The organism is Amycolatopsis thailandensis (assembly GCF_042723255.1).
Classification (GTDB): domain Bacteria; phylum Actinomycetota; class Actinomycetes; order Mycobacteriales; family Pseudonocardiaceae; genus Amycolatopsis; species Amycolatopsis thailandensis.
In genome coordinates this window covers 29,322-42,700 of record NZ_JBHXJK010000073.1, presented here as the reverse complement: position 1 = coordinate 42,700, position 13,379 = coordinate 29,322, and the positions used below count along the sequence as shown (strand labels likewise).

15 protein-coding genes are annotated in these 13,379 nt (G+C 68.6%); 11 read left to right on the top strand and 4 right to left on the bottom strand.

Annotated elements, in window-relative coordinates:
- Positions 1 to 187: 187 nt before the first annotated feature.
- The 3 genes from ACFWMR_RS26555 to ACFWMR_RS26545 all read right to left on the bottom strand — a co-directional run bounded on the left by ACFWMR_RS26555 (position 188) and on the right by ACFWMR_RS26545 (position 3,773).
- The gene (locus tag ACFWMR_RS26555; RefSeq protein ID WP_378380313.1) at positions 188 to 2,572 is read right to left on the bottom strand and encodes an ATP-binding cassette domain-containing protein; all 2,385 of its coding nucleotides are present in this window, start codon (positions 2,570 to 2,572) and stop codon (positions 188 to 190) included.
- Positions 2,573 to 2,741: 169 nt separating this feature from the next.
- Positions 2,742 to 3,257 (bottom strand): RBBP9/YdeN family alpha/beta hydrolase, encoded by a 516-nt coding sequence (locus ACFWMR_RS26550; protein ID WP_378380312.1) that lies wholly within the window; start codon positions 3,255 to 3,257, stop codon positions 2,742 to 2,744.
- Positions 3,258 to 3,269: 12 nt separating this feature from the next.
- A complete protein-coding gene (locus tag ACFWMR_RS26545) occupies positions 3,270 to 3,773 on the bottom strand; it encodes an Lrp/AsnC family transcriptional regulator (RefSeq protein ID WP_005158937.1) in 504 nt (167 codons plus the stop codon).
- 93 nt (positions 3,774 to 3,866) lie between these two features.
- Here ACFWMR_RS26545 and ACFWMR_RS26540 point away from each other — a divergent pair, with 93 nt between their 5' ends.
- The 7 genes from ACFWMR_RS26540 to pspAB all read left to right on the top strand — a co-directional run bounded on the left by ACFWMR_RS26540 (position 3,867) and on the right by pspAB (position 9,318).
- Entirely contained in the window at positions 3,867 to 5,051 is a 1,185-nt protein-coding gene (locus ACFWMR_RS26540; RefSeq protein ID WP_378277219.1) for an MFS transporter, read from the top strand.
- 138 nt (positions 5,052 to 5,189) lie between these two features.
- Entirely contained in the window at positions 5,190 to 5,378 is a 189-nt protein-coding gene (locus ACFWMR_RS26535) for a hypothetical protein (RefSeq protein WP_093935756.1), read from the top strand.
- Positions 5,379 to 5,423: 45 nt separating this feature from the next.
- Positions 5,424 to 6,566: a type III PLP-dependent enzyme gene (locus ACFWMR_RS26530; RefSeq protein WP_378380311.1), complete on the top strand. Its 1,143-nt coding sequence runs from the start codon at positions 5,424 to 5,426 to the stop codon at positions 6,564 to 6,566.
- Positions 6,556 to 6,927, top strand: coding sequence for an adenosylmethionine decarboxylase (gene speD, locus ACFWMR_RS26525; RefSeq protein ID WP_093935760.1), 372 nt, complete (start codon positions 6,556 to 6,558; stop codon positions 6,925 to 6,927). The genes ACFWMR_RS26530 and speD overlap by 11 nt, the downstream gene beginning before the upstream one ends.
- Positions 6,927 to 7,790, top strand: a complete 864-nt coding sequence (locus ACFWMR_RS26520; protein ID WP_378380310.1) for a spermidine synthase — start codon at positions 6,927 to 6,929, stop codon at positions 7,788 to 7,790. Before speD ends, ACFWMR_RS26520 begins: the two co-directional genes overlap by 1 nt.
- Before the next feature lie 102 nt (positions 7,791 to 7,892).
- Positions 7,893 to 8,612 (top strand): ANTAR domain-containing protein, encoded by a 720-nt coding sequence (locus ACFWMR_RS26515; protein WP_378380309.1) that lies wholly within the window; start codon positions 7,893 to 7,895, stop codon positions 8,610 to 8,612.
- Between the two features lie 136 nt (positions 8,613 to 8,748).
- Positions 8,749 to 9,318 carry a PspA-associated protein PspAB gene (gene pspAB / locus ACFWMR_RS26510; RefSeq protein WP_378380308.1) on the top strand — a complete coding sequence of 190 codons (570 nt, stop codon included), beginning with the start codon at positions 8,749 to 8,751 and terminating at the stop codon, positions 9,316 to 9,318.
- A gap of 15 nt (positions 9,319 to 9,333) precedes the next feature.
- Here pspAB and ACFWMR_RS26505 read toward each other — a convergent pair whose 3' ends face one another.
- The gene (locus tag ACFWMR_RS26505; RefSeq protein ID WP_093935765.1) at positions 9,334 to 9,603 is read right to left on the bottom strand and encodes a hypothetical protein; all 270 of its coding nucleotides are present in this window, start codon (positions 9,601 to 9,603) and stop codon (positions 9,334 to 9,336) included.
- A 233-nt stretch (positions 9,604 to 9,836) separates the two neighbouring features.
- Here ACFWMR_RS26505 and ACFWMR_RS26500 point away from each other — a divergent pair, with 233 nt between their 5' ends.
- The 4 genes from ACFWMR_RS26500 to ACFWMR_RS26485 all read left to right on the top strand — a co-directional run.
- On the top strand, positions 9,837 to 10,724 hold the full coding sequence (locus tag ACFWMR_RS26500) for a universal stress protein (RefSeq protein ID WP_378380307.1): 888 nt from the start codon (positions 9,837 to 9,839) through the stop codon (positions 10,722 to 10,724).
- Between the two features lie 79 nt (positions 10,725 to 10,803).
- Positions 10,804 to 11,484 (top strand): response regulator, encoded by a 681-nt coding sequence (locus tag ACFWMR_RS26495; RefSeq protein WP_093935767.1) that lies wholly within the window; start codon positions 10,804 to 10,806, stop codon positions 11,482 to 11,484.
- 77 nt (positions 11,485 to 11,561) lie between these two features.
- Entirely contained in the window at positions 11,562 to 12,596 is a 1,035-nt protein-coding gene (locus ACFWMR_RS26490) for a PAS domain-containing sensor histidine kinase (protein ID WP_378380306.1), read from the top strand.
- Positions 12,597 to 12,645: 49 nt separating this feature from the next.
- On the top strand, positions 12,646 to 13,379 hold a 734-nt coding region (locus ACFWMR_RS26485; RefSeq protein WP_378380305.1), incomplete at its 3' end, for a HAMP domain-containing protein.

Below are 13,379 nucleotides of genomic sequence, written 5' to 3'. Positions count from 1 at the left end.
CACTTTCAGGACACCTGATGTCCCGAAAGTGGCTTTCGCGACACCCGAGGCCGACGTACGGACGAGCGACACAACACGCCACATTTGCCTTACCCTCAATAACCCGAATCGCCACTCACGACCAGCCCGACCCAAGACCGCCCCGCCCTCCGCATTCAGAGGACTAAACGCGGGGCTTGCCCGGGGGTCACTTGCCGACGTAGGCCGCCAGGTGCTCACCGGTCAGCGTCGAACCCGCCGCGACGAGGTCGGACGGCGTGCCCTCGAAGACGACCTTGCCGCCGTCGTGACCGGCGCCCGGACCGAGGTCGATGATCCAGTCCGCGTGCGCCATGACCGCCTGGTGGTGCTCGATCACGATCACGGACTTGCCCGCGTCCACGAGCCGGTCCAGCAGGCCGAGCAGGTTCTCGACGTCGGCGAGGTGCAGACCGGTGGTCGGCTCGTCCAGGACGTAGACACCGCCCTTGTCGCCCATGTGCGTCGCCAGCTTCAGCCGCTGCCGTTCACCGCCGGACAGCGTGGTGAGCGGCTGGCCGAGGCTGAGGTAGCCGAGCCCGACGTCGTTGAGCCTGGCGAGGATCGCGGCCGCGGCGGGGACGCGTCCCTCGCCCTCGGAGAAGAACTCCACGGCTTCGGACACGGGCATCGCGAGTGCCTCGCTGATGTTCTTGCCGCCGAAGGTGTACTCCAGCACCGAGGCCTGGAACCGCTTGCCGTCGCACTCCTCGCAGGTGGTCGCGGTGCCCGCCATGATGCCGAGGTCGGTGTAGATGACGCCCGCGCCGTTGCAGTTCGGGCAGGCGCCCTCGGAGTTGGCGCTGAACAGCGCGGGCTTCACGCCGTTGGCCTTGGCGAACGCCTTGCGGATCGGTTCGAGCAGGCCGGTGTAGGTGGCCGGGTTGCTCCGCCGCGAGCCGCGGATCGGCGTCTGGTCGACCGAGACCACGCCCTCGGCGGACGGGATCGATCCGTGGATCAGCGAGCTCTTGCCGGAGCCCGCGACACCGGTGACGACGCAGAGGACGCCGAGCGGGACGTCGACGTTCACGTTCCGCAGGTTGTGCCGGTCCGCGCCGCGGATCTCCAGTTTGCCGGTGGACTCGCGGACGCTGTCCTTGAGCGACGCCCGGTCGTCGAGGTGCCTGCCGGTGATGGTGTCGCTGGCGCGCAGGCCGTCGACGGTGCCCTCGAAGCAGATCGTCCCGCCCGCGGTGCCCGCGCCGGGGCCGAGGTCGACGACGTGGTCGGCGATCGCGATCGTCTCCGGCTTGTGCTCGACGACCAGCACCGTGTTGCCCTTGTCGCGCAGCTGCTCGAGCAGGTTGTTCATCCGCTGGATGTCGTGCGGGTGCAGGCCGATGGTGGGTTCGTCGAAGACGTAGGTGACGTCGGTGAGCGAGGAGCCGAGGTGCCGGATCATCTTCGTGCGCTGGGCCTCGCCACCCGAGAGCGTGCCGGACGGCCGGTCGAGGGAGAGATAGCCGAGTCCGATGTCCACGAAGGAGTCGAGTGTGTGCTGGAGCTTCTCCAGCAGCGGCGCGACCGACGGCTCCTTGAGCCCGCGGACCCAGTCGGCGAGGTCGCTGATCTGCATCGAACAGGCGTCGGCGATGTTGATCCGCTTGATCTTCGACGAGCGCGCGAGCTCGCTCAGCCTGGAGCCGTCGCATTCGGGACAGGTGGTGAAGGTGACCGCCCGGTCCACAAACGCGCGGATGTGCGGCTGCATCGCCTCCCGGTCCTTGGACAGGAACGACTTCTGGATCGTGGGGATCAGACCCGAGTAGGTCAGGTTGATGCCTTCGATCTTGAGTTTGACCGGCTCCTTGTAGACCAGGTCGTCGAACTGCCGCTTCGTGTACTTCTTGATCGGCTTGTCGGGGTCGAAGAAACCGCAGCCGCGCAGGATGCGGCCGTACCAGCCCTCCATGGAGAAACCGGGAATCGTCAGCGCGCCCTCGTTGAGGGATTTGGTCTCGTCGAACAGGGCGGTGAGGTCGATGTCGTTGACCTTGCCCCGGCCTTCGCACCGGGCGCACATACCGCCGGTGATGCTGAACTCGCGGCGTTCCTTCGTGGTCCGTCCGCCCTTTTCGAGGGTCACGGCGCCCGCTCCGGAGATCGAGGCGACATTGAAGGAGAAGGCCTGCGGGGAGCCGATGTGCGGCTTGCCGATCCGGCTGAAGAGGATGCGCAGCATCGCGTGGGCGTCGGTGGCGGTGCCGACCGTGGAGCGGGGGTCGGACCCCATCCGCTGCTGGTCGACGATGATCGCGGTGGTCAGGCCGTCGAGGACGTCGACCTCGGGCCGGGCCAGCGTCGGCATGAAACCCTGCACGAAGGTGCTGTAGGTCTCGTTGATCAGCCGCTGCGACTCGGCCGCGATCGTGTCGAAGACCAGCGAGCTCTTGCCCGACCCGGAGACACCGGTGAACACCGTCAGCCGGCGCTTCGGCAGTTCGACGGCGACGTTCTGGAGGTTGTTCTCGTTCGCGCCCAGTACGCGGATCAGATCGTGGCTGTCCGCGGGGTGTTCCTCGGGTGGCTGCGGCCTGGTGGTCTTGCGCATCGTGTCTCCATCCTGATCCGGCCGCGTGTACGGTCCGTCAGCCTTTCCGGGCTCGATCTAACCAGCTTCGAGCCGTTTTTCCTCGTCGTTCGCGTGGTGCGTCCGCGACGGTGATCACGCTAAGCGAAGCCGGGCCGCCGTCGCTTCTCGATTCCTGACCGGACAGCGCCTAAAGCAGGGTGGCGAGCAGCTTCTCGCCTTCGGGCCACGGACCGTGGGCACCGGTGAGGTGCCCGACGGGACCGATGTCGGCGAACTCGGCGCCCCAGATCCCGGCGAAGGACCGCGCGCGGGCCGGGGTCATCCAGCGGTCGTTCGCGCTGGCGGCCACGACGGCGGGGAAAGGGAGGGTGAGGCGGGGGATCGGGGCGAATCCGGCCAACGCGGGCTCCGGGTTCTCTTCGACGTCGGCGGGTGTCACGAACAACGCGCCGCGCACGGGCCTGTCCCCGCCGTCCGCGAGCCAGTGCAGCACGGTCAGGCAGCCGAGGCTGTGCGCGACGAGAACGGGTGGCGCGGTGGTCTCCACGAGCGCCTCGTCCAGCCTGGCGACCCAGTCTTCGCGGACGGGCTCGTCCCAGTCGTCCTGTGCGAAGCGCTTCGAACCCGGGTACCGGTCGCACCACACGGACTGCCAGTCCCCGGGCTCGGGACCGAACCACCCGTCGACGAAGAGCAAAGTCATGGTGACCAGTATTCAGACGCTCCAGCCCTCGCTCTTGGTCGCCTTCAGGTAGTCCTCGACCGGCGGCCCGACCGGCCTGCCCTCGTACTGGGTCGACAGCACCACCGACGACCTGATCTCGCCGTGTTTGCCCAGCCGTTCGAAGAGGCCTTCGAGGTGTTCGAGCGACACCGCCCGCACCTTCAGCATGGTGCAGCGGTCTCCGCTGAGCCGGTGCAGCTCGACCACCTCCGGATAGTCCTCCGACTTGCTGGTGCGCAGCAGGCAGCTGCCGAGCGAGCAGCGCATCTCGACGAACGCCTGCAGGTCGTACCCGGCCCGGCGCGCGTCGACCTGGGCGCGATACCCGGTGATGACGCCCGCCTCCTCCAGCCGCCGGACCCGTTCAGCGACCGCCGGGGCGGAGAGGTTCACGCGGCGGCTCAGCTCCTTGAAGGAGAGCCGCCCGTCGCTCTGGAGCGTTTCGAGGAGCCGCCAGTCGAGGTCGTCCAGCGCTCTTTCCGATCGTAAGGTCATCGAGCCCGGATTCCTTTCATGATGGGCCTCGCACCCCCGCGAGGCCTTCGCCAGCCTATTCGCCGGAGCGGCCGGAATCCCTAGGTTTGAATCATGAAACCGATGTTCGCGCTCTTCATGGGCGTCGCCTGTCTCAGCACCGCGGTCGTCGGCCTGTCCACCACGGCGGCGCTGATCGTGGTCGAGCACGCCGGTGCCGCGTGGAGCGGGCTGCCGAACGCCGTGCTGGTACTCGGTTCCGCCGCGGGTTCGCTGTCGTCGGGCGCGCTGGCCGCCCGCTACGGCAGGCGGCTCGTCCTGGTGCTGATGTACGGGGCGGCGGTGGCGGGCGCGCTGATCTCGTTCGCGGGCGTGCTCGGCGGATCCGTGCTCGCGTTGGTGGCGGGGATGCCGCTGATCGGTTTCGGCAACAGCGGGGCGCAGCTGTCGCGATACACGGCCGCCGACCTGGCGCCCGAGCACCGCAAGGGTTTCGCACTGTCCACAATGGTCTGGGCGGGGACCGTCGGCGCGGTCGCCGGGCCCGCCCTGATCGCGCCCGCCGCGGCCCGGGCGGAAGCCGCCGAGCTACCCGCCCTGTCCGGCCCGATCGCGGCGGGCGCGGTCGTCGTGGCCATCGCCGTGGTCGCCGTCGTCACTCTGCCGCGAAATCTCGCCGCCCCGGCGGAGCGGGCGCCGAGGCGGGAACGGATGTCCGTGCGGAACCCGGTGATCCTCGGGCCGCTCGTGGCGATGGTCGGCGCGCAGCTGGCCATGGTGGCGGTGATGACGATGACCCCGGTGCAGCTGCACGAGCACGGCCAGGGGCTCGACGTCGTCGGCTGGGTGCTGAGCGCCCATCTGATCGGGATGTTCGCGCTGGCGCCGTTGTCCGGCTGGATCACCGACCGCTGGGGCGGCCGCGCGACCATCTTCGGCGGCATCGGCACCCTCACCGTCGCGGCGGTCACCGCGATCGGCGCGCCCGATTCGCATCACGTGGGAATCCCGGTCGCGATGTTCCTGCTGGGCTACGGCTGGAACCTGGTGTTCGTCGGCGGTAGCGGCATGCTCAGCCGCGATCTCCCGCCCGCTCAGCGAGCGAGGGCGCAGGGCACTGTCGACGCCTTCGTCTGGGGGACCTCCGCGGCGGCGAGCCTGCTCGCCGGGCAGTTGTTCGGCCTCGGCGGATACGTCTTGGTCGCCGTCGCGGGTGGCCTCTGCGCCCTCGCCCCGCTCGCGGTGATCGGCCGCCGGGCCGGGGTGGCCGAGCCCGTTGAAAAAGCCGGGCTCCGCTGATCTGCGAAACGCGGGTCGTGCCGTCATACTGCTTCACTCCGACACGAACGAACCCGTGATGACACAGATCACGTCGGTGACCGATTCGGAGGGTCTTAGGGTGAAAGCAGACAAGGTGCGAAAGATCGGGGGTGCACGATGAGCGAGTTCGCGGTGAATCTGCGGGACCGGGTACGGCAGGCGAGGGAAGACGTCCGGATCGCCAGGCGGGACTCGGACGACGATCGTGCCTCGGCCGTCGGCGCCGATCTGGCGAACCTGGAGCGGCTGGCCGCCGAGCACGGCGTGGACCTGCCGGAGCAGGCCTCGGACGACGCCCGGGCGTGACCCCGGGTTCCGTGCCGGTGATCGGCCTTTGACACCCTGGGGCGTGTGACCGAAAGCCTGAACCGGATCCGCGCCTTCCTGGCGGACCGTGAACCGCCGACACCGTGCCTGGTCGTGGACACCGACCTGGTGGCGGACCGGGCGGCCGCGGTCTCGGCGGCGTTCCCGGACGCGCTGATCCGGTACGCGGTCAAGGCGAATCCCACTCCCGAAGTGCTCGACGCGGTGCTGTCGGCGGGAGCCGGGTTCGACGTGGCGGGCACGGCGGAGATCGCGCTGTGCCTGTCCCGCGGCGCGCGAGCGGCGGAACTGGCCTACGGCAACACGATCAAGAAACCCGCGGACATCGCGGCCGCGTACGAGCGCGGCGTCCGTGAATTCACCACGGATTCCGCGGGCGATCTGGCGAATCTGGCCGAGCACGCGCCCGGTTCACTCGTGTCGGTCCGCCTGCTGACCGGCGGCCCGGACTCGGTGACGCCGTTCGGCCACAAGTTCGGCTGCGAACCGGCGGTGGCCGCCACGCTGCTCCGGCAGGCCGTGGAAGCCGGGCTGCGGCCCGGAATCGCGTTCCACGTCGGTTCGCAGCAGCCGGATCCGACGGCGTGGGAGATCGGGATCGCGACCGCGGCCAAGGTCGCCGCCGAAGCAGGCGTCGGCTTGGAGCGGCTCAACATCGGCGGCGGGTTCGCCACCGAGCACCGCGAGTCCGTACCGTCGCTCACCGATTACGCGGCGGTGGTCCACGCCGCCCTCCAAAGGCACCTGCCGGGACCGGAACTGCTGCTGGAACCGGGCCGGGTGATCGTCGCCGACGCGGGACTCATCCGGACAGAGGTCGTCCTGGTGACCACTCGCGCCGCCGCCGACGAACGCCGTTGGGTCTATCTCGACGTCGGCAGGTACAACGGAATGGCGGAGTGCGAGAACGAAGCTGTCGCGTATCGACTGGAGCCCGTCGGCGTCAAAGGTCCGGAAGGGCCGGTGGTCCTCGCGGGGCCGACCTGCGATGGTGACGACGTGCTGTACCAGCGGACGCCGTGCGCGCTGCCGATTTCGCTGAAGGCGGGAGACCGGCTGGACATCCCGGGGACCGGGGCGTACACCGCCAGCTATTCTTCCGTCGCTTTCAACGGAATCGAGCCGTTGCGCACCTATTGTGTGGGGAGGTTCGCCGATGCCGGGTGAAGAGCCGCTCGTCGGCCGGTTCGCCGGCCGCCACGTACTCGCGGAGTTCGAGGGGGTCGAGCCGTCGTTGCTCGACGACGCCGAACTCTTGAAGAAGACCCTCGCCGACGCGGTCACCGAGGCGGGGGCGACGGTCTGCGAGGTCGTGTCCCATTCCTTCGCCCCGCAAGGGGTCACCGCGCTCGCGCTGCTGGCCGAGTCGCACGCGTCCGTGCACACCTATCCGGAGATCGGGTCGGTGTTCGTGGACGTGTTCACCTGCGGGGACCGGGCGGATCCGGAGCGGGCGGTCACACTGCTGGCGAAGATGCTGGGCGCCGGCACCGTCCGGATGTCCACTGTGGAACGAGGAGAGAACTGATGGCGCCACGAGTGATCGTCGAGCCGATGGGCGCGGGGCTCACCCGGAATTGGGACGTCGAGGAGGTCCTGTTCGAGGGCCGGACCGCGTTCCAGAACGTCCTCATCGGACGGACCGCGCAGGGGATCTCCCTGTTCTGCGACGACGAACGGCAGAGCACCGAGCTGAGCCAGCTCGTCTACCACGAGGCGCTGATGGTCCCATCGCTGCTGCTCGCCGAACGCGTCGAGCGGGTGCTGATCATCGGCTCCAGCGAAGGGGTCGCCTCCGAGCTCGCGGTCGCCGCGGGGGCTGAGGTCGTCGACCACGTCGACATCGACGCCGAGGCGGTGCGTGCTTGCGCCGAGCATCTTCCCTACGGCTACACGCTCGACGATCTGGCCCGTGCCGAGCGAGGCGAGGGCGAGATCCGCGTCCACTACCGCGACGGCTGGGAATTCCTCGCCGAGGCGCGCGAACGCGGCGACACCTACGACGTGGTGGTGATCGACCTGCCGGACGAGAACGACGATCCGGCGGCGCAGCACAACCGGTTGTACGGAACCGACTTCCTGACCAGGTGCGCGGAGCTGCTCGCCGAAGGGGGAGTGGTCGGCTGCCAGGGCGGCTGCCCGACGCTGTGGCGCAACCAGACGCTCGTCGCGTCGTGGCGCCGGTTCACCGAGTCGTTCGGGACCGTTCTCTACTACGGCTCGGACGAGCACGAGTGGGCTTTCCTGAGCGGCAGGGCCGACGCGCTCGACGATCCCGGCGCCCTGGTCGCGGAGAGGATCGGCAAGGCGGGAATCGGAGAGTCCACTATGGACGAAGACGCGCTGAGGGCGAACACCGTGCCGCCGATTTCGTTGCGGCGCAACCGGTGAATTCCGTGATCGTTACCCATCCGAGATGACCTTCGTGGTCGCCTGACAGGATCGGCCATCTGGTCGTTGCCGGGTCTCCTGGTGCGGGCCAGAATCGCACTGGTGAACAGCTGGCGCGAGCAGATCGCCTCTGGGGTGGACAGGGAATCCGCGGTCTGCGCGGCATTCGCGAGTTTGACCGCGAGTGTCACGGAGGATCTGGGGCCGGATCGGGTCGTGGACACGTTGTCCAGCGAATGCGTGCGGCTGCTGCCGATCGATTCGATGGAAGTCTTCTTGCCGGGGCTGAAACTGGAACGCTGTCCCCCGGTCGTCGAGGAGGGGCCCGCGCTCGAGTCCTTCGAGACCGGGAGTGAGGTCGCCGTCGAGAACCTTCCCGCCGAGATCCGGCGCTGGCCCGGCTACGTGGCGAGAGTGGTGGAACAGGGCTATACCGCGGTTTCCGCGATCCCGATGCGCGCGATGGAGGAAACCATCGGTTCGATAGCGTTGCTCAGTGCCGAAACCGCGGTTCTGAGCGCCGAAGACCGCCGGCTCGGCCAGGCGCTCGCCGACGTCGCCGCCCTGTGTCTCCTGCAACATCGGGAATTGCACCACTACCGGACGCTTTCGGGGCAGTTGCAGAACGCGCTCGACAGCCGGGTGATCATCGAGCAGGCAAAAGGAATGCTCGCCGAGCGCGCCGGTCTCGACCTCGGTGCAGCCTTTCAACGTCTGCGCGCCTTCGCCCGGAGTTCGAACAGGAAGGTTTCCGAGGTGGCGCGCGAGTTCGTGGCGGGTACGCTGGACAGCGAGAAACTTCTTCGGCGCCGGAACCGGTGACAATTGCCGGGAAATCCCCGGCAATCGCTGGTAGGGCCGTTGGTCACCGGAACCGGGGACTTGTCCCGGTGAACGCGCGACCGTGCGGCCCTAGGGCGCGAGGGCCCGATCGGAAAGGCTTCACGCAGAGGAAAGGATGCGTGAGGTCATGGCGCTGCTGGCAAGCCTACTCGGGAAGAGTCGTTCGGTGCGGCCGAGCCTGCTTCCGTTGCTGGATTTGAGGTCGGCGGTGCTGACGCTGCGGTCCGGGTACGGGCTGGCGCCGACCGGGTCGGGGACGGTCTGTTTCGTCGCCGAAGGCCGGCCGGGCGAGGGGACGGAGGCGGAGATCATCGCCGGACTCGCCGGGGACTCGGCCCGCCGCAACCTGGTCACCCACGACGCGCACGGGCGGACCATCGTGCGCTGCTGGCGGGAGAACGGGGATCTGGGCTGGCTCCTCGACGATCTCGTCGACGTCAACGAGAGGCTGGCTCAGGCCGGGTTCGCGTCCTGGTTGCTACACACGACGGTCGACTTCGCCGAGTTGCGGGACATGCGTCACCCGAGGCTGACCATGGTCTACCGACGGGAACGCGGCACCTTCTACCCCTATGCCCCACGCGGCACCCGCGGCCGGGATCGCGCGATCGAACTGAAGATCCGCTCGTCGCTGATCCGGATCGTGCCGATGGAGTCCGACATCGGCCGGTGGCGTCCGGTGTGACGGACGCCCGCCCGGTCAGCCGGCTACGCCGCTGAGCCAGCCGCGTAACCGCTGGACGCGCCGGTCCCGCGTGGTCCATCGCAGGACGTGGTATCGGCGCCGGGTGGCGGGCGCCGTGTCCTCGAGACGCCGGACAGCGGCGATTACCTCGTCGAGTGGCGGAACGTGGGTCTCGGGTCGAGCCACCACTCGCGGCAGCTTTTCGAGTTCGGCGGAGACCAGCGGCCAAGTGGTGCCGGCGTGCGTGCCGGGACGGCGGCGGGTCTCGGCGATTCTCGTGGTCACGTCCCGATCACCCTTTCCGCGCGAGGATTCCGACTGTTCGTCACCTTCGACGATGCGGTATCGCGAGCCGTCGCGGTCAGCGCCGAAGGTTGTGCCATCGAGGGCACAAAGACCCCTCTCGGTCGCCGGACGGGTACTCCGGGTCACGGGTTGGCGTCGAACCGCCAGGACCGGCGGGGACGGTGGGACAATGCCCGCCGGAACTTCCGTCCTCGTTCTGGGAAAAGGACTTCATGCCCTGTGCCGGCGCCGCGCCGGAGGGCAGGCTGTCGGCGGACGTCCGCCGGTTCCGGCGGCGGGACGGGAGGCCGGTGATGACCGGGATCCAGCGGCGCACCGCCGTGGTCGTCGGCGTGGACGCCTCGCAGTCGTCCCGGGCGGCGGTGCGCTGGGCGGCGGGTGAAGCGGCGAGGCGGGACAGCGCGTTGAAGCTCCTCCACATCGACGGCCGCCGCTGGGAAGGTGGCGCCGCGCAGGACAACCTCGCCGCCGCGAGTGTCGCGAGGGAAGCCGAACCGGCGGTGGCCACCGAACACGAGGTGAAACCCGGCGGCATCATCGACGAACTGGTCGCGGCGTCGAGGTCGGCGTCGCTGCTGGTGCTGGGAACCCACGGGTTCGGGGCCCTGCGCGGAGCGCCGATCGGCGCGGTCGCCACGGAGGTGGCCGGACACGCGAGATGCCCGGTGGTCGTCGTCCGCGGTCTCACCGCTCCCCATCGGGGCGAGGTGGTCGTCGGCGTCGATCCGTCCGGCGACAGCGAACGTGCCCTGGGTTTCGCGCTCGAGAGCGCTTCCGCGCGGAATGCCGCCCTGATCGTCGTGCACGCCTGGCACGACAGCGTCCTCGATGCCGGAGCCGAACTGGCGAGTGTCGAAGCGGCTGAGGAACGCGCGCTGGCGGACCGGGTGGCGGCTTGGCGCGAGAAGTATCCCGGAGTCGTCTTCCGGCTCGTGGTCGTCCGCGACCGCAACGTGGCCCGTGCCCTCATCCGGGCGGTCCCGCACGCGGGGCTGATCGTCATCGGCTCGGCCGGCGGCGGGCTCGGAAGCACGGCGCAGGGGCTGTTGGGCCGCGCGCGGTGCCCGGTCGCGCTGGTCGGTGGAACCGCACCCGGGTGAATGCGGCCGTGGGCAGGATTGATTTCCGGGAATCTGCCGGACAATGGTCCCGGCGAGACCACGAACACGGAGAAGGTGCATGTCGAACCCGACCTTTCCGCGGCCCATGCCCCCGGCCGCGGCCCCGATCCGGGTGCTGCTCGTCGAAGACCACAAGATGGTGGCCGAGGCGCTCGGCGCGGCGTTCGAGGAATTCCCGGAAATCCATCTGGTGGCGTCGGTGGAGTCCCTCTCCCACGGGATGATCGCGGCGCGGGAGCACCTGCCGGACATCGTCCTGCTCGACCGGCGGCTTCCGGACGGCGACGGGATCGAGGCGATCGCCGGGTTCCGGGCGATCTCGCCGTCGAGCCGGGTGCTCGTGCTGACCGGCGACGCGAACAGCGCCATCGCCGCCAGGATCCTGGAGGTCGGCGGGGCCGGTCTGCTGCTGAAATCGGGTCTCCTCGACGAGCTGGTCACGGCGATCCGGACCGTCGCGGCGGGCGACGTGGTCATCGAGCCGGAACTGCTCAGCGGTGCCCTCGCCATGCTGGCCGGGAACACCGGCAGGCTCGGCCCGGTGCTGACCCTGCGGGAACGACAGGTGCTCGGGCTGATCGCCGACGGCGCGGGAACCGACCGGATCGCCGAGGAGTTGCGGCTCGCGCGGAATACCGTGCGAAATCACGTGCAGCGGATCCTGGTGAAGACCGGCACCCATTCGAAACTCGAAGCCGTCGCGCACGCGCGGAAGAATGGCCTCCTCGAACGGCCGTAGCGGTGACAGGTATCCGAGTGCCAAGCTGCACTATGGCCATGCTGCCATCGGAACAGGCGCCTGATCACCGAAACGCTGTGCTCTTCGAGTTGTTCGTGCACAGCGTCGTCGACTACGCCATTTACATGCTGGACGTGGACGGCCGCGTGATCAGCTGGAACACGGGGGCGGAGCGGATCAAGGGGTATTCCGAAGCGGAGATCCTCGGCCGTCATTTCTCTGTTTTCTACACCGACAGGGACATAGCCGACGGAAAACCGGCCGAGGAACTGCTGATCGCGGCCGAGATGGGGAGCCACGAGGACGAGGGCTGGCGGCTCCGCCGTGGCGGTGAGAAGTTCTGGGCCAACACCGTGATCACCGCTTTGCGGGACCGGGAAGGCGCTCTCGTCGGTTTCGGCAAAGTCACCCGTGATCTCACCGAACACCGGAAATCGCAGGAGGAAACGACCGGGCGGCGACGGGCTTTCGCGCATTTCGTCCGGGCACAGGAAACCGAACGTCGCCGTATCGCGTGGGATGTTCACGACGATTCCATCCAGTCGATGATCGCGGTGAGCATGCGGTTGCAGATGCTCGCCGCGCAACGGCGGGATTCCGCGCTGGCACAACTCGACGAGGCGATTCAAGGGGCGATCCGGCGCTTGCGGATCCTGGTCGCCCAATTGCGGCCGCCCGCGCTGGACGACGATGACCTGGTCGCCTCGGTCCGCGAGTACCTCGACGACGTCGTCACCGGCTGGGGCCTGGAGTGCACGCTGCGGCACGATTTCACCGCCAAACCACCGCCCGACATCGTCGTCACGGCGTTCCGGATCCTGCAGGAGGCGCTGGTCAACGTGCGAAAGCACGCGAACGCCACCGCGGTCGAGGTCTCACTGACAGGGCAGGACGGCGGCCTTCTGGTGAAGGTGGCCGACAACGGCGACGGGATGAAGGCGGGCGTCGAGGGTTCTCGCGAAGTGGCCTCGGGCGAACACATCGGAATGGCGTCGATGCGTGAGCGCGCGGAAGCGGCGCAAGGATGGTTCCGGATTTCCAGCGGACCCGGCGAAGGTACGTCGGTGGCCTTCTGGATTCCGCTGGGGCCTCCCTGGTCCGCGCGGAATTGACGGTATCCCTCTGGACCTGCGGGGGAACCAGAACAAAGGAGGCACCTCGATGCCGGAGCCAGGAAACAAGCGCGGAGCGATCGACGACGAAGGCTTGCAGCGGTTGTTGAAGGGGCTGAAAGCCGTTCGCGACGGCGATTTCAGCACCCGGTTGCCCCAGGTGGACGACGTCCTGATGGACGAGATGGCGGTCGTCTTCAACGGGATGGTCGACCAGCTGGCGCTGTTCACCTCCGAGGTCACCCGGGTCGCGCGCGAGGTGGGGACCGAAGGAAAGCTCGGTGGCCAGGCGGCGGTGCCCTCGGTTTCGGGAACCTGGAAGGACCTCACCGATTCGGTGAACGCGATGGCGGGCAACCTCACCGGCCAGGTCCGCGACATCGCCGAGGTCGCGACCGCGGTGGCGAAGGGTGATCTGTCGCAGAAGATCACCGTCGACGTCAAAGGCGAGATGCTGGAGCTGAAGAACACGATCAACACGATGGTGGATCAGTTGTCGTCGTTCGCGGACGAGGTCACCCGGGTGGCCCGCGAAGTGGGCAGCGAAGGCCGGCTGGGCGGCCAGGCGGAAGTGCCCGGCGTGGCGGGGACCTGGCGTGACTTGACGACGTCGGTGAACTTCATGGCGGGCAACCTGACCGACCAGGTGCGGTCGATCGCCGAGGTCACCACGGCGGTGGCGAAGGGTGATCTGTCGCAGAAGATCACGGTGGACGCGCGGGGCGAGATCCTGGAGCTGAAGAACACGATCAACACGATGGTGGATCAGTTGTCGTCGTTCGC